This window comes from Shewanella sp. MMG014, assembly GCF_018100775.1.
In the GTDB taxonomy this organism is placed as follows: domain Bacteria; phylum Pseudomonadota; class Gammaproteobacteria; order Enterobacterales; family Shewanellaceae; genus Shewanella; species Shewanella japonica.
On the sequence record NZ_JAGJDZ010000011.1, the window covers coordinates 68,617 to 91,941 of the forward strand.

The 23,325-nt window shown below is 40.7% G+C and carries 19 protein-coding genes; 10 read left to right on the plus strand and 9 right to left on the minus strand.

Features of this window, described 5'->3' with window-relative positions:
- Window positions 1–8: 8 nt before the first annotated feature.
- The 4 genes from J8L86_RS16720 to J8L86_RS16735 all read right to left on the minus strand — a co-directional run bounded on the left by J8L86_RS16720 (window position 9) and on the right by J8L86_RS16735 (window position 4,085).
- Window positions 9–506 (minus strand): GNAT family N-acetyltransferase, encoded by a 498-nt coding sequence (locus J8L86_RS16720; RefSeq protein WP_080915083.1) that lies wholly within the window; start codon window positions 504–506, stop codon window positions 9–11.
- Between the two features lie 24 nt (window positions 507–530).
- On the minus strand, window positions 531–2,252 hold the full coding sequence (locus J8L86_RS16725; RefSeq protein WP_211031073.1) for a pepsin-like aspartyl protease: 1,722 nt from the start codon (window positions 2,250–2,252) through the stop codon (window positions 531–533).
- A gap of 381 nt (window positions 2,253–2,633) precedes the next feature.
- Window positions 2,634–3,053, minus strand: a complete 420-nt coding sequence (locus J8L86_RS16730; RefSeq protein WP_055025782.1) for a TetR family transcriptional regulator — start codon at window positions 3,051–3,053, stop codon at window positions 2,634–2,636.
- Window positions 3,054–3,227: 174 nt separating this feature from the next.
- On the minus strand, window positions 3,228–4,085 hold the full coding sequence (locus J8L86_RS16735) for a GGDEF domain-containing protein (protein ID WP_065110005.1): 858 nt from the start codon (window positions 4,083–4,085) through the stop codon (window positions 3,228–3,230).
- Window positions 4,086–4,392: 307 nt separating this feature from the next.
- Here J8L86_RS16735 and J8L86_RS16740 point away from each other — a divergent pair, with 307 nt between their 5' ends.
- From J8L86_RS16740 to J8L86_RS16765, 6 genes are all read left to right on the plus strand, one after another.
- Window positions 4,393–6,048: an amidohydrolase gene (locus tag J8L86_RS16740; RefSeq protein ID WP_211031074.1), complete on the plus strand. Its 1,656-nt coding sequence runs from the start codon at window positions 4,393–4,395 to the stop codon at window positions 6,046–6,048.
- 306 nt (window positions 6,049–6,354) lie between these two features.
- The gene (locus J8L86_RS16745; protein ID WP_211031075.1) at window positions 6,355–7,086 is read left to right on the plus strand and encodes an oxidative stress defense protein; all 732 of its coding nucleotides are present in this window, start codon (window positions 6,355–6,357) and stop codon (window positions 7,084–7,086) included.
- 159 nt (window positions 7,087–7,245) lie between these two features.
- Complete coding sequence (locus J8L86_RS16750) at window positions 7,246–8,301, plus strand: dihydroorotate oxidase (RefSeq protein WP_240433825.1); 1,056 nt, start codon at window positions 7,246–7,248, stop codon at window positions 8,299–8,301.
- A gap of 315 nt (window positions 8,302–8,616) precedes the next feature.
- Window positions 8,617–10,785, plus strand: a complete 2,169-nt coding sequence (locus J8L86_RS16755) for a cation:dicarboxylase symporter family transporter (RefSeq protein ID WP_055025785.1) — start codon at window positions 8,617–8,619, stop codon at window positions 10,783–10,785.
- 381 nt (window positions 10,786–11,166) lie between these two features.
- A complete protein-coding gene (gene bshA, locus J8L86_RS16760) occupies window positions 11,167–12,324 on the plus strand; it encodes an N-acetyl-alpha-D-glucosaminyl L-malate synthase BshA (protein ID WP_231919189.1) in 1,158 nt (385 codons plus the stop codon).
- 103 nt (window positions 12,325–12,427) lie between these two features.
- On the plus strand, window positions 12,428–14,641 hold the full coding sequence (locus J8L86_RS16765; RefSeq protein ID WP_065110003.1) for a cation:dicarboxylase symporter family transporter: 2,214 nt from the start codon (window positions 12,428–12,430) through the stop codon (window positions 14,639–14,641).
- Between the two features lie 229 nt (window positions 14,642–14,870).
- On the opposite strand, the gene J8L86_RS16770 is transcribed toward J8L86_RS16765, so the two are convergent.
- From J8L86_RS16770 to J8L86_RS16780, 3 genes are read right to left on the minus strand one after another with little or no spacing between them, the layout of a single operon-like run.
- Window positions 14,871–15,332 carry a GtrA family protein gene (locus tag J8L86_RS16770; RefSeq protein ID WP_211031076.1) on the minus strand — a complete coding sequence of 154 codons (462 nt, stop codon included), beginning with the start codon at window positions 15,330–15,332 and terminating at the stop codon, window positions 14,871–14,873.
- Window positions 15,332–16,774 (minus strand): glycosyltransferase family 39 protein, encoded by a 1,443-nt coding sequence (locus J8L86_RS16775; RefSeq protein ID WP_065110002.1) that lies wholly within the window; start codon window positions 16,772–16,774, stop codon window positions 15,332–15,334. Before J8L86_RS16775 ends, J8L86_RS16770 begins: the two co-directional genes overlap by 1 nt.
- Complete coding sequence (locus J8L86_RS16780; RefSeq protein WP_211031077.1) at window positions 16,775–17,968, minus strand: glycosyltransferase family 2 protein; 1,194 nt, start codon at window positions 17,966–17,968, stop codon at window positions 16,775–16,777. It abuts the gene before it with no gap.
- A gap of 127 nt (window positions 17,969–18,095) precedes the next feature.
- Here J8L86_RS16780 and J8L86_RS16785 point away from each other — a divergent pair, with 127 nt between their 5' ends.
- Both J8L86_RS16785 and J8L86_RS16790 read left to right on the plus strand, forming a co-directional pair.
- Window positions 18,096–18,791 carry a response regulator transcription factor gene (locus tag J8L86_RS16785; RefSeq protein WP_065110001.1) on the plus strand — a complete coding sequence of 232 codons (696 nt, stop codon included), beginning with the start codon at window positions 18,096–18,098 and terminating at the stop codon, window positions 18,789–18,791.
- 8 nt (window positions 18,792–18,799) lie between these two features.
- Window positions 18,800–20,128 (plus strand): HAMP domain-containing sensor histidine kinase, encoded by a 1,329-nt coding sequence (locus J8L86_RS16790; RefSeq protein ID WP_065110072.1) that lies wholly within the window; start codon window positions 18,800–18,802, stop codon window positions 20,126–20,128.
- A 102-nt stretch (window positions 20,129–20,230) separates the two neighbouring features.
- On the opposite strand, the gene J8L86_RS16795 is transcribed toward J8L86_RS16790, so the two are convergent.
- On the minus strand, window positions 20,231–21,493 hold the full coding sequence (locus tag J8L86_RS16795; protein WP_065110071.1) for an amidohydrolase family protein: 1,263 nt from the start codon (window positions 21,491–21,493) through the stop codon (window positions 20,231–20,233).
- Window positions 21,494–21,889: 396 nt separating this feature from the next.
- Between J8L86_RS16795 and J8L86_RS16800 the strand changes: the two genes are divergently transcribed.
- Together J8L86_RS16800 and J8L86_RS16805 are read left to right on the plus strand one after the other, a co-directional pair.
- A complete protein-coding gene (locus J8L86_RS16800; protein ID WP_055025791.1) occupies window positions 21,890–22,192 on the plus strand; it encodes an NINE protein in 303 nt (100 codons plus the stop codon).
- Window positions 22,193–22,208: 16 nt separating this feature from the next.
- The gene (locus tag J8L86_RS16805; protein WP_055025792.1) at window positions 22,209–22,454 is read left to right on the plus strand and encodes a TM2 domain-containing protein; all 246 of its coding nucleotides are present in this window, start codon (window positions 22,209–22,211) and stop codon (window positions 22,452–22,454) included.
- A gap of 88 nt (window positions 22,455–22,542) precedes the next feature.
- Here the strand turns inward: J8L86_RS16805 and J8L86_RS16810 are convergent, their stop codons facing one another.
- On the minus strand, window positions 22,543–23,118 hold the full coding sequence (locus J8L86_RS16810) for a hypothetical protein (protein ID WP_065110000.1): 576 nt from the start codon (window positions 23,116–23,118) through the stop codon (window positions 22,543–22,545).
- Window positions 23,119–23,325: the final 207 nt, after the last annotated feature.

Sequence of the window (23,325 nt, forward strand, 5' to 3'; positions counted from 1 at the left end):
AAAAAATTCTATAGTACGTTTTTGAAATAATGTACTTGTTCATCTGATGACTTAGTGCTCTCAACAAATCCCATAGCTCGTATCACTCTTTGGATCGCATAGTTTCTAGCAGAACAATTAGTATGAAAAATTCTTATTCCTAATTTTTTTAAGCCATAATCCATAACCGCTGCAGTAGCCTCATTTGGATAACCTTTTCCATGAGCGGTTCTTGTTAAAATTAAGCCTGCATCAGCATCTTCTGAGGTATTACCAAAAATAAACAGATTTTGAATTCCAATGACCTCTTGCGTTGCTTTCACCCTTATTACCCAAATTAACTCTTTTGGGTTCGCGCCTTCAATATGTGTAAGTGACCTCTCAAACATCACATTCGATTGTTCTTCTGTTAAAGGTTTAGCTATAAGTTTCATTATTTTAGGATCACAATATAGTCCTGTAAAAAACTCTTTATCTTCAGCTTTTAGCAACCTCATAGACAATCTTTCAGTCTCAAATTCATGCATTTGAAAATCACCTCCAATATTGAATTAGTAATCTTTTTGCTCAGCAAATCGAATTACGCCAGTTTCATGGGCTGAACGGTCAAATATCACGTAATAATCATTAAGTAACGGTAAACCTAATAAACATTGGTTTGGCCAACGTGGTAACTGGCTTAATATTTTAAAACACGCTTTACCTGGGCTTGGTGAGTTGAGTTGCCAATAATGCTCGGGTTTACAACTGATAGTAATCGCTTTATCGATAACTTCATTTTCTGAATCAGGACATTCGTTGGTGATTTCACCGTCAAATGTAAAATGCAGTGTCGGCCAGTGGCTTAAATCATCAGGATGATGGCCTGTCATATCTCGGCCTTTAAATAGCTCGGCCATATCAATCCCTTTCTCTTGAAAACTGATATCTTTGAATGGCTCGACTAACGTTACAAAGTCACTAGAAACATTGTTAAATCCAGTCATCATGGCTTTGTATAACAAGTCTGTCAGTAAAATACCTGATACGCCTGTATCGATAATGGCATTACTTTTATGGGATGCGACATACTGACTTTGTAATGCTGGAGCCTCTACTTCTGCTTGTTCACCCACTCGCATTGAATACAGTTTGACGTTGTAATAACGATTATGAATGACATCGATGGTTTTGAACTTTCCCTGATACAACTCGGTATGCTCTTTGCCACCGCCTAGAATCAACCAGCCTTTGTTAAGTGGGTCAGCTGCAATTTGCTCTTGGGTATAATCATCTTTAGCAATATGGATGCTCGAGCGTTTTGAATAAAAGCCAAATTTATTGTGCGTTAAGCCATTTTTGTTAAGGCGAGTAAAATAGGGTACGACGGTCTGCTGTGGCTGTTTTTTCAAGAATTTTCTGAAACGCTTTAAATCCTCGCCACTAAAACGCTCTGACTCGTCTGCTTCATCACAGCTCTTTTCATCATGCTCGCAATGGGCTGGGCACACAGAATTTGGCTCTGAAAAAGGCCATGGAAAGGTTGAGGCGGGTTTAATTTTATGTTTTTCGATGTAGGCTGTTAAATCATAGCTTTTATTAAGCCCATAATATGCCAGCCCTAAAATACCGTCTGCATCGGCGAACGTTTTTTGTTGCTTTAATGAAGGTACAATCGCGACAGGACAATCGTTAAGTGATAAAGGCTGATGCGCTAAGTTTAAATGTGGGACGTGGGTTGAGGTATTTTCATCCAAAGAATCTTGAGCTAATGGGTCGTGCTTGAGACCATCTTCACTCACACTCACCTTGGTATGCACTAATGGGCCATCCCAGCCACCCGCGCCATATATGACCTGTTGGGCAAAAGGACTAGATTGTAGATATTGGTCTTCATGGGGCTGATACACCTGCTTTTTAACGACTAAAGTGCTGCTACCGGTATCAACAATTAAATTAGCCAAGCTACCTTCACTGCCAAGGCGCATTTGTACGCAGTAACCACCTTTGGCATACACATTGACTAGGGGTAACTTTACGGTTCTAGGCTGTATTGATTGGGCAGTGAACTTGGCTGTAGATGTTTTTTCAGAGCAATAATCATCGACATTTTCAGGATTAGCTTGATCATCTAAATGTTGCTGCATTTGATTATGATGATGGCAATGGCCTAGTAGGTGTTGATGGTGATCATCATTAGAGGCTTGTTGCGCTGCTTGTTGGTTTATTGCTTGTTCTAGTGCAACTGTTGCTTCATCTAAAGTCTCAGTATCGCTGTGTTCTTGCTTGCTCATGCAGGTGTTGCTTCCTTGCTATTGATACTATTCAATATGCTATCGCTTGTATTTTACTGATTTTCGGTAATTTACAGAGATTATCTAATAAAGAGCCTTTCTGACTCCTTTAGCCGTTACTTTAAATTAACATGATGACCTTTGTCACTCATTAGATGGTTATTAGGTTATTTTTAATACACTTAACTCATTAAGAGTTGTCATCAAATATGAACATAATGACACCTTAACCGATGAGCAAAGCAAGTCTAAGGCTATATAGGGCTAATGTATTAAAGCTTGGCTAACGTGGGAGTAGAAAATAGGCAAACAGTTAATGTTGTAAAAACCTAAAAGTCCTTTACAACATTAACGTCATGAATCAATTGATAAAATGAAAGTTTAAGCGATATTGGCTTTAATTTGAGTTCTTTCTAATTCAATGAACTCGAAACCACGCTTTAAAAAGAGGAATTCATTTTTTTCTGGGAGCCCATGGATAAGCGCGAGCAGCTCTGCAAAAACGTGATCTAATGCTAAGCGATCTTTGTCTTTTAAATGATTAAAAATAAGCGGGCGAAGCACCATACTAAATGTGCCAATTAAATCAGAAAATCGTTGCTCTTGAATCGCTTTAATATTGGCTTGAACTTCTTCGATACAAAGCGCTGCAAGGATTTCATTTTTATCTCTAAAATTTTGATAACAACATGCGCGAGATAACCCACATGCTCTAGGCACATCAGACATAGAAAAATTGATTAATCCATGTTCTTGAATGAGGTCTTTTGCTGCATTTAATAAACGTTGTTCTGTTGTCATGATACCCCCATATCATTAATTTTGGCCACATTGTATAACAGCTGAGTTAACACTTGTATAGCAAATGTACGCAGTCACTCAAAAAAATACAATGTGAGGGCAATAAAAGCGGTAATTTAAGTAGGTTACGGCATGATATACGATTAGCTATTTTTGTCACATACATAACAAAAACTAAAAGCGACGGCCATGGGGATCTGCAGCAAAACTCACATATTGAGAGGATTGTAAATCGGCCTGATAATAATGATGGGCAATGTCATGTTCTTTAGCATGATACATCGCATTATCTGCGGTTTTCATGAGCGTTTTTCTATCTTGAGCATTGTCAGGGTATTTTGAAATACCGATACTGACGCCAACCACTATCATATGACCTGAACAAGGAATATCGACCAATAGTGCTTGCTCTATTTCTTTAGCAACGACAGTGATATTTCGTGCTTCAACATCAGGTACGATAAGGGCAAATTGGTCGCCACCAATGCGGGCTATAACGCCATCACTAGGGACGGTTTGGTTTATCCTGTCTGCCAACACTTGTAGCACTTTATCACCTTCGACATGGCCAAAGGTGTTATTGATCATTTTGAAGTTATCAATATCTAACATCATGCAATAAAACGAGTCAGGCTTTCGTGCAATGGCACTATCGAGTTGCTGATAAAACTGCTGCCGATTAGGGAGCCCGGTTAATATATCATGGCTCGCTTGATGGGCTTTTTGCTGCAAAATGTCATCCAAATTCTCAATAGTCTGCTTGCTTAAGTTGGTCACTAAAAACACAAACCATCCACCAGCTAAAAAAATACCTGCCACAATCACTTCAATAAAATTAACGCGGTCTTGATGTTGCAGCAATAAAGATAAATAACTGAAATAACCAATCACAAACAGCACAATCATCATCAGTAAAGCCAACCAACCTTTACTACTAAATTGCGAGTAAGCACAGATGTCGTAAGCGGGTCGTAAAGACAGTGCTAGACCAACAAGCCCAAGTAATACCATTGTAAGTGCAAAAAAATCCATGTGGACTCCTGTGGGTATCAGTGCTGTTTGTTTTATGCTTAGCCGTTTTGACAGAATACAAAGCTAAGTGCCAGACAGTAAAGTGGAAAAATCGAAAAAAGGTGCCATTAATCCTCCATATTTAGTGTAGCAGTTATCCATTAACTTGCGGCTGTCAGCGACTTTTTCGCCTTTAAATTAGCCAATTCGTGTTTCTCCTAAAAAGCAGTTAACATTATGTCAACATCAATCAGGAAGATGTTGATTTACCTAATACCCATTTTGAGTATCAAACAATAAATAATAAGAACACGGATCGATTAATAACATGATTAAGATCAACAAAAAGATTGTTATTACTTGTTTGTGCTTTTGCAGCTTTTCGCTGTTTGCACAAAGTCAGTTAATAAGTAATATCCACGGCTATACCATTAAAGATGGACAACTTGTTCAATTTAAAGCGCTACAATTTAACGGCGACACCATTGAAGAAGTGTATACCGAACATGACATTTTACCTTACAGCACCCAAGCTAATATTGTTCGAATAGACGGTAAAGGCCAAACACTACTACCTGGTTTAATTGATGCGCATGGGCATGTATTGAGCTATGGATTAAGTTTAATGCGTGCCCAACTTCGTACTAGCCAATCAGAAACTGATGCGGTGAATATGGTCAAAGCATTTCGTCAACAACACAGCAATTTGCAGTGGATTCAAGGCAGAGGCTGGAATCAAGTCTTATGGTCAAGTAACACCTTCCCTACTGCAGCATCGTTAGATAAAGCCTTTCCTGACACACCAGTATGGCTTGTACGAGTCGATGGACATGCTGGATGGGCCAACTCGGCAGCCATGCAAATTGCAGGGGTAGATGCCCAGACAATAAGCCCTGAAGGAGGAGAGATTTTACGCCACAGTGACGGCCGCCCTACAGGAGTGTTTGTTGATAATGCCATGAGCTTAATCACCAACAATATTCCAAGCTTGTCGGTTGATGAGCAACAAACTGTATTACTTACGGCACTTAATTCGTTAGCTGCAATGGGGTTAACTAGCGTGCATGATGCAGGCGTTGGCTCCGACACAATCAAGGCATACCAAACACTAGAAAACTTTAATAAGTTACCTATCCGCGTGAATGCGATGATTGATGCCGAAGATCCGAATTTTGCTCAGTTAATGACGGCTGGCCCCATCGCTGCTGGTTCAGATAAGCTGCAAATCAATAGTGTTAAAATTTCAGCCGATGGCGCATTAGGTAGCCGAGGTGCTGCGTTAATTGAAGATTACAGCGACTTAAAAGGTCATAAAGGGTTACTGCTGTATTCTAATGACGCCTTAATCGACACCATCGAAATGGCAATGAAATCTGGATTTCAGGTCAATACTCATGCCATTGGCGATCTTGCTAATCACATTGTATTAAATGAATACCAGCGTCTAATAGCAACAACTCAGTCACGTCATTTACGTCACCGCATTGAGCATGCTCAGGTACTGCAGCTAAGTGATATTCCTCGATTTGCAGAACTTAATGTGATTGCATCGATGCAAGCAACCCACGCCACCAGCGACAAAAACATGGCTGTCGATAGAATTGGTAACACCCGTATTCAAGGTGCTTATGCTTGGCGAAAGTTGATGACTTCGGGTGCGATTATTGCAGCAGGTTCTGACTTTCCTATTGAGTCACCAAATCCATTTTATGGTTTACATGCATCGGTCACCAGACAAGATCATCAAAACCAGCCGTTTAATGGATGGTATCGAAAGGAAAAAATGAACCTAACAGAAGCCTTAGCCAGTTTTACTTCTAATGCAGCCTATGCGGCGCATCAAGAATCAATGATTGGTGAGCTACGCCCTGGAATGAAGGCTGACTTTATTTTGATTGAGGATGATATTTTTACCACCCCATATGAAGATATGTGGAAAGTCACAGTCAACGAAACTTGGGTCAATGGCAAGCGAGTTCATTAATTAATCAATCAAGATTACACATACTAAGTTTACACATACTAAGAAGAGCCCTTCAGCTGGTTTAAGCATTGAAGGGCTTTTTTAGTAAGCCCATAAAATCTTCGTAGTCAGTGTTTGGTTAACCATCAGGAATGTTAACTAGCGCCGTATTAAATATGTGCTTTAGACAAGTGCTTTTGACAAGAGCAATAAACAAGGAAGATTAAGTAACAGAAAATAAGAAAAATAAAATAACCCTTTTCAAATTTGTTCTCGTTTATAGCAATAACACCGATTGATTTTTCTGTTTTATTGTTGGAGAACACCATGACTTATTCCGTTAAAAAATCTTTATTCAATTCTCAAGTTCTTGGCTCAGCATTATGTGCCGCCTTATTATTTGGTATCGGCAGCCAATCAGCTATAGCAGCAAATTATGATTTCCCTCACCTTGAAACTGTCGGCATAAGCCAAGTTCAGGTTGCGCCAGACATGGCTGAAATCTCTGTGCAAGTGAGCCTTACTAAATCAACAGCGAAAGAGGCAAAATCGGCGGTTGATGAAGCCGTGGTGAAATTTATTGCTCGCTTAAAAGAAGCTGGCGTAAGCACCGATGATATACAAAGCGCTAATTTACAGATCCAGCCGCAATATCATTACCCTTCAAAGCAGCCTAGAGAGTTAACCGGATATCATGCAAGCCGTCAGTTAACAGTGACAGTAATGAAGCTTAACCAGCTCAACGACATTCTCGACTCTGCGTTAGAAGAAGGCATAAACCGTGTACAAAATATTGCCCTTAAATCATCGGATGAAACCAAAGCAATCGAACAAGCAAGACAAGCTGCAATTAACGATGCTAAACAAAAAGCCCAATCCTTGGCACAGGGTTTTGACCGTAAGCTAGATGGTGTTTGGGAGATCCGTTACTTAACCCAACACCCTGTACAACCTGTAATGATGCGAATGTCTGCTGTGCAAAGTGACACAATGGAAAGCTATCAATATGGGGAGGTTAATGTTGAAGAACGTGTGGAAGTGGTTTATCGCTTAAAATAATACTAGCCAGTTCACTGTGATATTAAACAGCGATCATCTTAAGCATGATCGCTTTTTGTCTGCTCAGCTTAACACTATTGACAATTTAACCATTATTTTGCTGTTTTCTTGTTTCTAATCAATATCCCCATTGTTTTGCTCCATAAACTATGGCGCAATTTGTCGGAGATTAATTTCACAGCTAGCCAGATGCGCCCTACACCGCAACAATGCAGCCTACAGTTATTTCCTCAAATCGGTCGTCATGTTTATCCATACTCATTTAGTCAAGAGGACGCATTAATGAAAATCGATTTATCCACTCACGTTGCAGGCGTTAAGCTAGAAAGTTATTTGATGAATGCCTCTGGTCCTAAATGCACCACTTGGGAAGAATTACACACCATAGCGCAATCTCATTCATCGGCTGTAGTCACCAAATCTTGTACCATCGCCCCTAGAGAGGGCAACCCAGAGCCTCGTTACCAAGACTTGCCACTTGGCTCAATTCAGTCAATGGGTTTACCAAACTTAGGCTATAAAGCTTATCTAGAAATGATCCCAGCACTGAAAGCCTTAGGAAAACCTGTGATTGTAAGCGTATCGGGTTTTAGTGTTGAAGATAACATCGAAATGGTGACGGCATTTCAGCAAAGTGATGTTGATTTAATTGAAGTGAACTTTTCTTGCCCTAATATCCCGGGTAAAGCACAAGTTGCCTATGACTTTGAACAAACAGATAAGGCATTAGCAGCGATTACCGCATTAGGAAATAAGCCTATAGGGATTAAGTTAGCTCCCTATTTTGATATGTCCCACTTTGTCGCCGCCGCAAATGTTATTAAAAAATACCCCGTTAAATTTATTACCTGCATTAACTCAATCGGTAATACTTTAATCATTGATCCTTATACAGAGCAGCCAATAATCAAACCTAAAGGCGGATTCGGCGGCTTATGCGGTGACTATATCAAACCTGTTGGTCTTGCAAATGTGAGAGCTTTTCGTGAACTGCTTGATGACAATGTGCAAATCATTGGCGTAGGCGGCATAAAAACGGGGATTGATGCGTTTGAATACTTATTAGCTGGTGCTGATGCAGTGCAAATAGCCACTTGTTTTGAAAAAGAAGGCGAGACCTGTTTTGAACGAATTGAAACAGAGCTTGCTGAGTTTATGAAGTCGAAAAACTACCAATGCATTGCAGATGCGAAAGGAAAATTAAAACCGCTTTAGTTGGTCGTATTAGACTTAAACGTGCATTTTTTGCAATAGCCAGTTCGCTTTTGTTCTGGCTATTGCTTGTTAACATATCCCCTAATCAACCACCTTTTCATTAGCAATTGCTAACTTTCAATTCACGATAAATTTATTCCATAAAACCTGACTATTCGATAATAACACTGTTAATATTGATAAAAATTAGCAGTTTCACCACTTAACAATTAATGGTTAGCAAACTTTTAGCAACCTCATCAAAGTGGCTGAAAGATCATACAGAGTCATAGCACTCAATCGCCGCAGGCATAATCGAATAAATGGATATTAATTGTGTTTAAAAAATTACTTGCGATGACCAGTTCTACCCAAATGCTGGTCGCTATGTTTGTGGGTTTTGCTGTAGGGATTTTCTTTGGTGAATCTGTTGGCTGGTTAAGCACCATTGGCAATGGCGTTATTTTGTTAATGCAAATGACCGTCTTACCTTACATTGTTGTCTCACTTATCGGCGGTATAGGTAAGCTCCAAAAAAGCACCGCCATTCTTATTTTTAGTCGAGCAGGCTTAATTATGCTGCTGCTTTGGCTCGTCGGCATCGTGCTTACCGCTTTAATGCCACTGTCATTTCCCTTTATTGAATCGGCCTCCTTTTTTAGTACCAGTATTGTTGAACCTGTCGAGCCAATTAACTACTTCAAACTCTATATTCCTTCAAACCCATTCGAATCAATGGCTGCAGGCTATGTACCTGCAATGGTGGTGTTCAGTATTGCAATGGGGCTGGCGCTTATCGGTATGGAAGGCGACAACAAGACCCAAGTGTTGTCATTCATGCATACCATTACAGAAACCTTTTCTCGTATTACTCAAGGCTTAGTCAAAGTTTTACCTATTGGTATTTTTGCTATGTCAGCGGCAGCAGCAGGCACGATGGGGGTTGATGAATTTGCAAGTATGCAGGTGTACTTAATCAGTTATTTTGTACTGTGTTTATTGCTCACGTTTGTCATTTTACCTTGGATTGTGTGCTCATTAACGCCTATTACTTACGCCCAAACAGTGCGTATAACAAAAGCCAGCTTAGTCACAGCATTTGCCACAGGTAACATCTTTATTGTGATCCCTGTGATCATTGAAGAATGTAAGCAAATCATGCGTGAGCATAATAACCTAAGCGAAGATGGGTTAACTCTGATTGAAATCCTCGTACCCATCGCCTTCACCTTCCCCAATATTGGCAAACTGACCGTCATTTTATTTGTTTATTTTGCAGGCTGGTTTAACGGAACGCCTGTTGAAGTGAGTGCAATGCCGTCATTATCTATCAGTGGCTTATTGTCTTTATTTGGCAGTGTTTATGTGGCGATTCCGTTTATGCTTGAGTTGGTTCATTTACCTTCAGATCTATTTCAACTGTTTGTGATGTCTGGGTTTATAACCGGTAAATTTAACTCAATCGCTGCGGTAATGAATCTATTTGCCTTAACCTTGCTCACCGTTTGCTTATTCCAGGGTAGTCTTAAACTGCGTCCCCCTCAATTAATTAAAATGTCCGCGGGTTTATTGATTAGCACTGTCGTGACGATATTGATATGTCGAGTCGGCATGGGCTTATTTATTCATAGTCCTGAAATTACCAGCGGTGTGATTGCCAATATGCAAGTGGCTGATAAGGTTCCTACAAAAGTTAAACGACAGTTTCCTGAAGTCGGCAAAACCCCCTCGCAACCTATCGCTGGCGTACAAGACATTATTAAGCGTGGCGTACTTCGAGTTGGTTACATTCCAAGCAATGTGCCATTCAGTTATTACAATAACGCAGGCCAATTAGTCGGCTTTGACTCTGCTATGGCAACAAAGTTGGCTGAAGATTTAAATGTCGAAGTAGAGTTTATTCCTTTTCGTAAAAAGACCTTATCTGCCTCGCTAGATGCAGGCTTTTTTGATGTTGCTATGTCGGGACTCGCAATGGATATTAAGCAAATGGACAGCTTGAGCTATAGCGATCCAGTACTTGAGCTAAACGTTGCGATTGCCACCAAAGACCATAGAGTTAATAGCTTTAAAACTAATCAATCGATTTTAGAAATGGAAAATACCACCATTGCTTACGTCGAACATGATGACAAAATTAAAGAAGCAAAGCGGGTGTTACCGCACTTAACCTTTGTAAAAATTGATGGCTACAAAGACTTCTTTAGACAGAAAGGCGATAAGTATGATGCGGTGGTCATTAGTGCTGAAGCGGGGTCGGCTTGGACATTGTTCTTCCCAGGCTACGGTATCGCTATTTTAGAAGGTAAAAATCGATACCCAGTTGCTTATGCTGTTGCTCAGACAAATCAATCATTATTGAATTACATCAATAACTGGCAAAAGCTTCGCAAAGTCGATGGTCACCAACAGGAGTTTTATGATTACTGGATGCTAGGTAAAGGCGCCACGACACCGCAGCCTCGATGGTCAATCATTCGTGATGTACTGCATTGGGTTGATTAACCCGTTTAGTCCCTCAAAGCTGATGATTTAACACTATTTAGTTTGAGTATTATTTAGTTTGAATAATATGCCTCAATCCCAAAAAACATAAAGCCTAACAAATCTGCTTGTTAAGCTTTATGTTTATATTCACTTCATTTTGTCACTAGGTTTACGGCAATTAAGCCTACCTAAAACTGTCATATTCACCGACTACAGTATAACGCTATGGTGATTGCAATAAATTGTGAATTTATTGCCTTCTATCAGGTGACAATCAATAAATTGAAAACGATTAAAAATATTGCAAACCTTGTAAAGTTAACCTAAAAATAACTGTAGCATTTTGTTAAACACCTCGTTGATATTTAGCGCTCCAATTAGTAAGGATACTAGTGAAGAATGATGAATAAGTTACGTATAGGTATTGTCTGTCACCCCAGTATTGGCGGTTCAGGCTTGGTTGCCACCCAATTGGGATTAGGCTTGGCAAAATTTGGCCATGAAGTGCATATCATTGCACACAAGCGTCCGTTTAAATTATCTGAAGACATAGAGAATGTTGTCTTTCATTGCGTAGATGAAGTGAACTATCCCTTATTTGAAGGCCCGCTACACACCTATTCGTTAACGGCAAAAATTGTTGAAGTTGCGGAAGAATACCAGTTAGATATTGTGCATGCTCACTATGCCATTCCACACTCACTTTGCGCCCATTTAGCCAGTAATATTGCTCGTTATCCCTTCCCAATTGTCACTACAATTCATGGCACGGATGTCACGATAGTTGGCCAAGACGATGCGATTAAGCGCTTAAATACATTTAGCATGAATCAAAGTGCCTTATTAACGACAGTTTCTGAATTTCAGCGTCAATACATGCTGCAAGAGTTCGATATTCAGCAACCGATTAACGTAGTGCATAACTTTATTGATGCAGACGATTTCACCCCAGCACTTCAAGATGAAACGTTAAGAGCGACGTTAGCTCAAGATGACGAAAAAATCTTAATGCATGTCTCCAATTTTAGACCCCTTAAAAACACCTCAACAGTCGTCGATGCCTTTAGCCAACTAACCTGCAGTGAGCCTGTAAGGTTAGTATTAGTGGGCGATGGCCCTGATATTGGAAAGATTAAACAGCAATGCCAGCAATTAAACATACTCGACCGTGTCACTTTTACCGGTTCAGTTAATAAGGTTGAATGTTATATTGCCAATGCTGACTGCCTTATCCAACCTAGCTTTAGGGAATCATTCTGCATGGTGATTTTAGAAGCCATGTCGTGTGCGGTTCCGACGGTTAGCAGTAATGTTGATGGTATTCCCGAAGTCGTTGATGAAGGCGTAACGGGTTACTCATTTCCTCCTGAAAATTCAACTAGTATGGCAGCTGCAATTAGCCATATTCTCTCGGATAGTTCAATACAGCAACGACTCGGTCAAGCTGGGCGTGAGCGAGCCATAACGCACTTTAATTGCGACAATAAAATCAAACAATACGTTGACTGTTACCGCCAGACCTTAGCTAGATTTAGCCGCTCAGCTGTCGCAAGTTAAGCGATTTAACGCTTGTTATTGCTATAGCAGTAATGCTGGCATGTTGAGTCATGTCAGCAACGTCCATGAAAGTCGACAAAAACAATAAGTAAAAGGGAATCATATGGCTAATGCCAGCACGCAAACGGACACCGAACAGCAAAATCAATCCGCACCAGTTAAGAAAGATAAAAAAATCAGTATGTCGAGTTGGGTATTACTGTCATTTGCAGGCGGTATTATTGCAGGATTGTTTTTCGGTGAAATGCTGGCGTGGATGTCGGTCATCGGCGATGCGTTTATCAAGTTATTACAGATGACCATCATTCCTTACATTATCGTATCGTTAATCTCTAGTTTAGGCAGTTTAACCTTAGAACAAGCCAAGTCATTAGGTGTAAAAGTCGGTAAATTGATGTTAGTGATATGGCTTTTCGGTCTGTTAAGTATGTACTTGATCAAGTACACCTTCCCTGAATGGCAAGCGGGTGAATTCTTTAGTTTAACGGCATTACAAGATCCTAATTCGGTCAACCTTTTGGATTTATATATCCCTTCTAACCCGTTTTTCTCACTGTCTAATAGTTATATTCCTGCAATTGTACTTTTTTGTGTTGCCACGGGGATTGCGCTGATATCCATTGATGATAAAGAGTCATTAATGCGCCCATTGCAGTTACTTGGCGCCTCCTTTAATAAGGTCACACAAAGTATTGTCATGCTGATGCCAATTGGTATTTTTGCCATGACAGCGGCGACAGCTGGCACGATGGATTTTGATGAGTTTCAAAAATTACAGGTTTATTTTATCGCTCATGTGGTGATGACAATATTACTCACATACTGGGTTTTACCCGCCATCATTATGGTGATCACACCATTCTCCTATCGTGACATTACTGGTATCGCGAAAGATGCCATGATTACAGCATTTGCAGCCGGTAATATTTTTATAATCTTGCCATTGCTTATTCAACGCACCAAGGAGCTATTCCATAAATACAAGATTGGTAATGCGCAAACCGATGATTACGCCAATATTATTATTCCTGTGGTATTTAGCTTTCCTAATTTGGGCAAGCTGTTAACCATCGTTTTTGTGTTATTTGCCGCTTGGTTTTCAGGCAAAGAGCTCGATTTTATTAGTTATTTTCCGATGTCTGTTAATGGCTTAATCAGTTTATTTGGCAGCGTGTATTTAACCATTCCTATGCTATTGGATTCGCTAGAGCTGTCTTCGGATTTATTCCAGCTGTATATGGTGTCGAGTTTATTCACTAGCCGTTTTACCTCATTACTCGCTGCAATGAATATCTTTATTTTAGCGATTGGCGGTACAGCGATGCTGGCTGGTATCGCAAAAGTCAGCATGAAAAAACTGATAATGTGCAGCGCCCTGACACCGATTGTTTTTGGCATCTCTTTACTGGGAACCAGCTGGCTGCTTAATAGTATTGTTGATACTGAATACAATATGGATGAAGTGGTAGCACAAATGAGCTCTGCTGCAGAAGTACCTGAAGATGTGACAACCTTTAATTGGTCAGAAGAATTAGTTGTTAATGGCCCCCGCTCTGTGGAACAAATTAAGCAAAGCGGGACGTTAAGAGTCGGATATAATCCTGTTCAAGTCCCCTTTTCATTTTTTAATGCCGAGCATGAACTTGTCGGGTTTGATATCGAATTGATGAAAAAACTGGCTGCTGAACTTGATTTACAAATCGCATTTATCCCTTACTCAAGCGAAAATGCCTTAGAGTCAATCAACAGTGGCTTGTTTGATATCACAGTCTCAGGCTTACAAATGACCACGACTCGAATCGGTTTAGTCGACTTCACTAACCCAGTGCTCGATCTTCACTATTCTTTTGTTGTTAAAGATTACCGTGCTGATGAATTTAAAACTGATGAACTTATACATCAAGCCGATAAAATCAGAGTTGCGTCTGTGGGAGAATATTCAATTATCCCTTACCTAAAAGAGAAGTTCGATAACATTGAATTTACTTCAATCGACTCTGACAAACTCTTTTTTGAAGATGATGGCAAAACCTGGGACGGACTGCTTATTAGCCTTGAAGCTGGCCAAACTTGGACCATTTTATACCCTGAATACACGACCCTATATAACCGTGAAGAAATTAAATCTTTCCCAGCATCCTACGCTGTTGCAAAAGGGAATACCTCATTGCACACCTTTTTAAATAGCTGGTTGGCAATTCAGCAATCATCCGGTTACGTAGACACGCTTTATAGTTACTGGATTTTAGGAGAAAACGCCCAGCCTAAGCAGCCAAGATGGTCAGTCATAAAGGATGTATTACATTGGGTCGACTAGTGCGGAAAATAGCGAGTTAAACATAAAGCCTTACTGTAATAGTTAAGGCTTTATATTTTATTCAAGAGTCAAGATACTCACGAGTAACGGTACTTACGAGTATCGGTACTTACGAGCTACCTTACTTACGAGCAACAGTACTCACGAGCGATGAGTGACGTAATACTGCCAGAGCGCGGTATTGAAGATCACTTGAACCAGATAAAGCCGATATTGAATATAAATCATATTAGTCTCCATCGGGTTGTGAACGATATGTCAGATAATTAGCCCCTAACCCATTAACAACCAGTCCAATCAGCACCCCAAATGCAACACTAAATAGCTCAAAACTAATCGAAGTGGGTAACCAAGTTCTGATGAGACTAAAACTCACTAAATTAGCCATTCCTGCGACTATCGCTACCGCAACCACCCATTTCATTTGTGCACGGGTTTGTAACTGCTTGCGGTGGCTAAATGTCACACACCTATGCCCCCACCAAGTTAGCCCTAACCCGATACTAAATCCGGCAAACCTCGCCAATAGAACAGGCCATTTAGCTAAGTGTAATAGGCTTAAAAAGAGCATTAAATCGACTAAAAAACTCCCACCACCTACCAGTAAAAAGCAGCTCACGGTTTTAAGTTTTTGCCGATTAAACACAGGCATAGCTTGGGCTGGTTGGGATAACATCGGTGTGTGCGGCATTAGCTTTCACCACACAACATTAGCACTTTTTTCTTAGTTTCGGCTTCTAACTTACAGGTGGCAAAATTATCGTATTTTGTCAGTTGAGTTTGAGTCACAACAATATAGTAAGGAGTATTTTGCAAACGAATTAGTTCATCTTCATCATTGACCACCACCGCTTTACCCTCACTGTAATAACGTGACGAAAATGGTTGCTGTAGCCAGTAATACACAGGCAAGTCATATAAGCGTTGCTTTAACAACCACTTATCACTTTTTTCTTTACTGACATCAGTATTAAGTACCCCAACGGCAACCATAAGCAATAAGGGAATAGAAGTTGCTATGGTCACGAACCGTTTAATCACATCATCTTTCCAAGCATAAGCAATAAGTAATGCTAATGCTGGCGCTGCGGGTAACACATAAGCAGGTAGAATGTTTCCCGCTAAAGTGAATAACACCATAGGCGATATCATCCAGCAGATCAGAAATTTAGTGAAGGAATCAAACCCTTTGTTTTGCTGGTTAACCTCTGTATTTGACCCACTGCTATTTTGATATAAACGATAGAGGCCACGTGGCAAGAAAAATGACCAAGGTAAACACGCTACGGCAAAATACATCCAAATCGTACCACGTGCTTCATCATGGGCAGTGCCGTATAAATCGCCTTTCCAGCCGCTATCAACAAACCTTGACCAATGCTCGCCAACAATAAAGTATTGAATAAAGCCTGGGGTAGCCTGCTCGGCCATCACGTACCAAGGTAACACTAAGCTCAGCATCAAAGTCAGGCCTGATAACAAGGGAACTTTTTGCCATAACTCGCGCCACATGTTGATAGGGCCTACAGCCCAAAGCATCCACAAAGAAACACCGATGCCAAATATCGCAATCACAACAGGGCCCTTGGCCATTAGGCCTATGGCCAATCCCGCGAAGCCTGCGTATCCCCAAAAATACTCACCTTGCCAAGCTAAATAAAAACCAATAAATGCTAACGTTAACCCGAGTAATAAGCCCATATCTGTCATAACTGTGCCTAAGCACACATAAAAAACGGTTGTGGTCGCATAGATGATGGCAACGGTTAAGCCATTGATTGAAAATCGTTTCGCAAATTTAACCACCAAGGCAAGGCTCAGCACACCGACAATGAAATGCGGTAAACGTAAAAAGAACTCATTATTGGCGAACAGCTCGATAAAGCTGGCACTCATCCAATTTTGCAAAGGCGGTTTTCCCCAAAATGGAACACCATAATCAAATTGAGGTGTGAGCCAATTTCCAGTTTCTGCCATAAGCCTTGCCATTTCACCATAGCGAGCCTCTGTCGTATCCATTAACGGGTATAAGGCTAATGACACTAATCGCACTAATAACACACCCATTAAAAGCCATAATAGGTTCGTTCCCAATGGGTTAGATTTATGTGAAGGTGATTGCAGAGCATTCATTTAGACTTTTCCACCATAGTTGTAGGTTTGCTTGTAACTTGTTGGTTGTACAAAAAATGCTTGTTGCAAATGGCTCCCTTGCAGAAAACTCACTTGCAAATCACCGTTACTGAATTGATTTACATGGTTTATAGATGTCGACTTAGCACGCTTTAGCGCTTGCTTGCTATGAGTCGTTGCTTTGGTCATTGACGTGAGCGGCTTTTTAAAACTCACAACCGTATTAGGAATACTTTGTTGGTGATATACCTCTTCTACAATAAATACTGGGCGCTGCTTCACCTCCATAAACACCCGTCCCAGATACTCGCCAATTAAACCAATCGCCAGTAATTGAATTCCCGCTAAAAATAATTGCACCACCATCATTGATGCATATCCCGCGACAGCTTCACCAAATACCAGGGTTTTCAATACCACCCACACACCATAAATCAACGAACTTAAACCAATGGTGACACCAAACCAGGTGGCTAAACGAAGGGGCTTAAAACTAAACGAGGTAATTCCATCCATCGCTAAACCAATCAGCTTGCCGTAATTCCATTTGGTTTCCCCTACACTGCGAGGATCTCGATCAAACTCAATCGTAGTTTGAGTAAAGCCTGGCCAGCTTAAAATGCCTTTCATAAAACGATTACGTTCTGGCATTGCATTAATATGATCAACCACCTGACGACTTAGCAACCTAAAATCGCCAACATTTTCAGGCACAGGAGAGTCTGACATCACATTCATTAATCGATAAAAACAACCTGCTGAAAAGCGCTTAAACCAGGTTTCGCCCAACCGTTTTTTTCGGCGCATATTCACCACTTCATAGCCTTCACGCCAAGTGGCTAACATCTGTGGAATAAGCTCTGGTGGGTCTTGCAAATCTGCATCAAGCAAAATAACCGCAAGGCCTCTTGCTTGAGCAAGGCCCGCAGAAAGCGCAGCCTCTTTACCAAAGTTTCTGCTGAGTTTAATGCATTGATGCTCGCCATGACTCATGCGTAATTGCTGTAATAGCGCCCAAGTGTTGTCGGTACTTCCATCATCAATAAACACTAACTCGCAATGCTCGGGCATGGTTGAGAGCACTCCGTCAAGGCGCTGCATCAACACATCAAGGCTTTGCGCCTCATTAAACATTGGGATAATGATCGATAAGCAGACTTCGGATTGCTGGCTGGCTGAGGATTGATGACGCATGGACTATTCCTGTGAATCAAAATATGCCAACATCTTGAATGATAGCGAGTGTAAGAAATGTCATTGACATTTCTTCGACAAAAAATGACTGATAATAAGCCTCCATTTCGAAGGCAACGAGCAACAAATGAAACTACTTATCATTGAAGACAACCACGATGTGGCGGGGATCTTAGGCGATTTCTTTGAAGCTCAAGATGCTGAAATTGACTTTGCAACGAATGGTGAGCTTGGGCTATCTCTGGCTCTCGCTGACGATTTTGACGCTATTATTTTAGATTTAATGCTGCCTAAAATGGATGGACTCACGCTGTGTAAAGCCCTGCGAGAACAAGGGTGCTCTACACCAGTACTGATGCTAACAGCCTTAGACAATAAAGCGGATTTAATGACCGGATTTGACAGTGGTGCTGACGACTACTTAGGTAAACCCTTTGATTTAGATGAGCTGGATGTACGAATCAAGGCGTTGATTAAACGCCACCGTGGAAATGTGGCTCAAGCTAAGCTGCGCTTTGGCGATCTTGAAGTTGACACGGCACGTCACCAAGTCACACGCCAAGGTATGATATTGCCACTCACTCCCACCACCTATCAAATACTGCATTTGCTCATTAAGAATGCACCAAATGTTGTCACAAGGGAGCAACTTATCGACGAGCTTTGGGGCCAACACCCACCAGGAAAAGATATTTTGCGCAGTCATGTATATCAGCTTCGTAATCAACTCGATAAGCCGTTTGGTCAACCTATGCTAGTGACAGTCCCCAAAGTCGGTCTACGCCTCGACCAAGGTTCTACTGATACGAATTTAACCGAGTGAATGCAACTATGCTAAATCAACCCAAAGTAAGTCGTACCAGCACAAGTAATACCACTGCGCGATCTTTTGTTGGTAGGCTAAGCGTCTACTTTGCATTCATTGGTGTTTTAGCTGCTGGGATCATTTATGTCATGATGATTTTCATACTGCAATGGGTTGAGGATGAAGTAAGTCTAAATAACCTCAGAGAAAGCGCCCCGTATGTGGTAAAGCAATTTCAATCAGGTACCCCTGAACCTTTGGTATTGCCGCCTAATATTACCGCCTTTTACAGCACCAATTTTATTCCGAAAAAATATGGCCAGCTCCAAAACTATCCACTTGGCTTTAATGGCGAAATTAATGATGACTATCATGAGCTGTTTTTGCATCGAGATGAGTTTTTACTGGATGGAGAAGTCGTTCAGTTATACCTGACTATGCCAGCTGACAATGTTGAACTTTCTAATGCCCAATGGAAAAGTATTAGTACCTTCTCATTGCTATTCACATTAGGGCTATTAATTTTACTTGGCTATGCGCTGATTAAATTATCAAAACGCTTAATTGAACCCATCAATGACTTAAGCAAACAGCTCGCGAAAAAACCTTTGCCAACCACATTTAGCGTCAATACGAGTGCAGCCAAAGAGTTTGGTATTCTAACCGATAGCTTAAATAGTTATCGTCAGCAAAATGAAACCTTAATCAAACAAGAACAGGCCTTTGCCAGGTATGCCAGTCATGAGTTACGCACCCCATTGAGTATCGTTGTTGGCGCGGCTAAATTGCTTTCTAAAAAGCCCGATGCTGATTTTCAGTTGCGCCAGCAAGAGCGCATCACTCGTGCAGCCCAAGACATGCAAAATACGGTAGACGCCTTATTGAATATTGTTAAGCAGGAAAAGTCTGACAATAGTAATCCACCACGTCAATTGACTGAACAAGAGCTCAACCAAACCATTGAAACAGCAGTGAACTTAGCTAAAAAACAGCACATTGAAGTGACGGTTAACTGGCAAGGTACCCCATATGTGCAGCCCAATTCAGCCGTGATTAAAATGTTACTTAGCAATTTGCTGAATAACGCAATTAATGCTCGCGGTGATAATTTGCCTGACGATGAAACGAGCTGGATTAAGATTACCATTTTCGACAATCAAATAGTGATAGAAGATAACGGACAGGGTTTATCTAATATTGAGAAAGGTCAGCAACAAAGCGATATGTCAGGCCACGGTTTAGGTTTAGTGATTATTGATACTTTATGCCATCGATATAACTGGCAATTTACCCTAAAATCAAACCACCCAAGAGGCTGCATTGCGACCTTATCTTTACCTGCTCTAAGCCTTTAATCTAAGCCATTAAGCTAAGCCAAAACATAAACAACAGCTCAGAATAAAAATGGCTAACTCTCATTACAAGGTTAGCCATTCGTTTATCTGTATCAACGGTGGTTAGCGTTTATGAATGACTCCAGACTTCATCACAAAAGGTACATCCAGTAAGGCGTCTATTTGCTCTACTGGACTGGTGTTAAGTGCAATAATATCTGCTTGTTTACCAGGCTCTAGCGTGCCTATATCATCTGACATTCCCAAAAGGTCAGCCGCATTAATCGTGGCTGAAATAAGAATATCTTGATTAGACATGCCAGCTTGGTGCATCAGTATGGCTTCTTTGGCATTCTGGCCATGCTTTGATACGCCACTATCAGTACCAAAAGCGATATTAACACCCGCTTTGTAAGCATTTCCGAAGTTGTTTTGCATGTCATTACCCACACGAATAGCTTTGGCTTTAATTGCTTCCGACATAAAGTTGCCGCTGGAGTTAGCCATTTGTACGACCGTATCACCAGCTAATAAAGTGGGAACCAAATATGCACCAGACTTCTTAAACAGCTTAATTGATTCTTTATTAGCGTAACTGCCGTGTTCAATACTGTCTACACCAGCGCGTAGAGCAGCATTAATCCCTTCTGCAGCATGAGCGTGGCTGGCAACCTTTCTTCCCAGAGCATGAGCCGCATCGATGACTTCTTTTAATTCATCATTTGCCATCTGCTGACCTGTACCTGTATTGGTATCGGAAAGAACGCCGCCAGTAGAGGTTATTTTAATGACATCTGCACCATATTTAATTGCCCGACGAGTTGCACGACGACAATCAAATGGGCCATCACAAATGGTTTTAGATGTCAGCATATCCAACAGATCAGGACTTTTACCATCAACATCACCATGGCCGCCAGTCACCGAAACTCCACCAGAAGCAATAATACGAGGTCCTGCTAACCATCCTTTATTAATGGCATCTCTAAGCGCATAAATCTGTTCAGGTTTTGCACCTAAATCTCGTACGGTGGTAAATCCAGCCATCAAGGTTTTATTAGCAAAATAAGCACTTCTCATCGCCACGTCGGCATCAGACATCCTTAAAGATTCACTGTCATTATTGGGTCCCAGTTCACCTTGAAGATGCACATGCATATCCATCAAGCCAGCCATTACAAATTGCTGCTTTAAATCGACATACTCAATCGTGTCAGCTGCAGTTAATTCATTGTCGTTTATTTGTATAAAGCCTTTTTCGACGGCAGAGATTTTGCCATCTTTAACCACAACCGAATGCGCTTTCAGTGTGGATTTACCAGCTACAGTTAATAGTTCACCAGCATGAATCACTTTGTAGTCGGCAGCAAAAGCTGCTGAAGACATCCCTATGGTCAATAGCAAAATAGTTGCCTTGCTAGTCGCTTTTTTATAACCCTTAAGCGTTGATTTCAGGCTCGTTAAAATAGAAGCGTTACGCGTTGTTTGAGGCATATTAATCCCTGAATGTGTTTCATTGTCCTAAGCTATTAACATGCCTAACTTAAGGGCGCTTTACAATCTTGCTTAACAACTTTTATTTACCATTAAGCTCCGCAACAAGCCATAACCCCAAACTAACCCAGCACTAACGTATCGTTCAAACCTTACTCAACTGCAAACCAAGTTAACCCAATTCGCTAGATCTCGAGCACATTACATAGGTAAATTTAACATTTGTATTTGATTAACCTAAGCCTTTGCTATATAAAAGATTTAAGATTTTCATCAGGGAGGTTGAAAGTGACTGAATCTGTCAAATCTGACAAAAATTATGCGACTGCAGTTATTTTATCGGGAATTTTCGGGATTTTTGGAGTTCACCATTTCTATTGTGGCCGAGTTTTGCATGGTTTTTTTGATTTAACACTAGCCATTGTTGGCATTACGTTATTGCAGTTTGAAGACGTTACGCTCACCCTGATCGGTGCAGGTCTTATTTTTATTGATGTCATTCATACAGTCGTAGTGACATTTATGCTTCTAGTTGGAAGCTACAGAGACGGACAAGGTAAGTTAATCACCTATCCGGGACAAAAATTATAACTAAGGGATTTTAATTATGTCAGAAGTACAAACAGCTGAAACACCAGTAGAACTAAGTGAGAAAGGTTTTGTACCTACTCTTCTTTTGTGTTTTTTCCTAGGCTCTCTAGGTGTGCACCGTTTTTACACAGGTAAAATTGGTACTGGGATCTTGATGCTGTTAACCCTTGGCGGTTTAGGTATTTGGACGTTAATCGACTTCATTATTATTGCAGTTGGTAACTTTAAAGACTCACAAGGTCGTGCGATTAAAGCAAGCTAATCTTGTTTTATCCGTAAAGACTCAAAAGCCACGTTAATTAACGTGGCTTTTTTATGAACAAAACGATATTGAAACTCGCTTTTACGCGTTAGAACATATAATCAATGCCCAAATAAACTTGTTCAGCATCATTTACCGACAGAGATGACACATTGTCCCCTGACGAAGTAAAGTTATGCATCAAATACCTAAAACCCACCTCTGATGTAAACTGATCACTCAGCTCAAAGACAACACCAGTTTGTCCGCCAAAAACATAGCTACTACGAGTATCAAAATAGCTTTGTTCACTATCTGTGTATTGGGTCTCTTGACTACTTAACCCTGCAGAAGCCCCAACAAATAAACTAACCAGTCCGGCATTATCAAAGGGAAATAACCAATCATAGGAAACTAAAACCCCTTGATGATGACTTAAATCATCAGAACTAAATGAGTAAGTGCCGTATAGCCGACTCGCTTGGTCAAAGGCGACACCGTTTCGTAACTGGTAGTTAATCCCACCTAATTGGATTTCATTTACATTAGACGGCAAGGCTGAAAATGTTGACAACTCTGCATAATGATAACCGACAACCCCACCAATAATCTTATCAGCACCATAAGAAAACTGCGGGAATAAAGACAATATAGCCAGGCTTTTAATGAGCTGTTTTGCCGCCATACGCCCTCCCATTTCAGTGATACCTTAATTAATCATCACTTATTATTGGTAATGGGAACGTAAGCTAGATCAAACTTTGTAAGCTTGTTTTTAAAATAGAGAAACTAGATATCCAAACTGTGATCCGGTTAAAAAACAAACAAAGAAATATCGACCATAAACTCATTCAGCGCACAGTTTGAGCCAACAAAAAAGCCGCTAATTAGC

What these genes read in the sequence shown, in the direction of transcription:
- J8L86_RS16720 (WP_080915083.1), bottom strand. Translation starts at nt 506, where the DNA reads ATGCATGAATTTGAGACTGAAAGATTGTCTATGAGGTTGCTAAAAGCT.
- J8L86_RS16725 (WP_211031073.1), bottom strand. Translation starts at nt 2,252, where the DNA reads ATGAGCAAGCAAGAACACAGCGATACTGAGACTTTAGATGAAGCAACA.
- J8L86_RS16730 (WP_055025782.1), bottom strand. Translation starts at nt 3,053, where the DNA reads ATGACAACAGAACAACGTTTATTAAATGCAGCAAAAGACCTCATTCAA.
- J8L86_RS16735 (WP_065110005.1), bottom strand. Translation starts at nt 4,085, where the DNA reads ATGGATTTTTTTGCACTTACAATGGTATTACTTGGGCTTGTTGGTCTA.
- J8L86_RS16740 (WP_211031074.1), top strand. Translation starts at nt 4,393, where the DNA reads ATGATTAAGATCAACAAAAAGATTGTTATTACTTGTTTGTGCTTTTGC.
- J8L86_RS16745 (WP_211031075.1), top strand. Translation starts at nt 6,355, where the DNA reads ATGACTTATTCCGTTAAAAAATCTTTATTCAATTCTCAAGTTCTTGGC.
- bshA (WP_231919189.1), top strand. Translation starts at nt 11,167, where the DNA reads ATGATGAATAAGTTACGTATAGGTATTGTCTGTCACCCCAGTATTGGC.
- J8L86_RS16765 (WP_065110003.1), top strand. Translation starts at nt 12,428, where the DNA reads ATGGCTAATGCCAGCACGCAAACGGACACCGAACAGCAAAATCAATCC.
- J8L86_RS16770 (WP_211031076.1), bottom strand. Translation starts at nt 15,332, where the DNA reads ATGCCGCACACACCGATGTTATCCCAACCAGCCCAAGCTATGCCTGTG.
- J8L86_RS16775 (WP_065110002.1), bottom strand. Translation starts at nt 16,774, where the DNA reads ATGAATGCTCTGCAATCACCTTCACATAAATCTAACCCATTGGGAACG.
- J8L86_RS16780 (WP_211031077.1), bottom strand. Translation starts at nt 17,968, where the DNA reads ATGCGTCATCAATCCTCAGCCAGCCAGCAATCCGAAGTCTGCTTATCG.
- J8L86_RS16785 (WP_065110001.1), top strand. Translation starts at nt 18,096, where the DNA reads ATGAAACTACTTATCATTGAAGACAACCACGATGTGGCGGGGATCTTA.
- J8L86_RS16790 (WP_065110072.1), top strand. Translation starts at nt 18,800, where the DNA reads ATGCTAAATCAACCCAAAGTAAGTCGTACCAGCACAAGTAATACCACT.
- J8L86_RS16795 (WP_065110071.1), bottom strand. Translation starts at nt 21,493, where the DNA reads ATGTCTTCAGCAGCTTTTGCTGCCGACTACAAAGTGATTCATGCTGGT.
- J8L86_RS16805 (WP_055025792.1), top strand. Translation starts at nt 22,209, where the DNA reads ATGTCAGAAGTACAAACAGCTGAAACACCAGTAGAACTAAGTGAGAAA.
- J8L86_RS16810 (WP_065110000.1), bottom strand. Translation starts at nt 23,118, where the DNA reads ATGGCGGCAAAACAGCTCATTAAAAGCCTGGCTATATTGTCTTTATTC.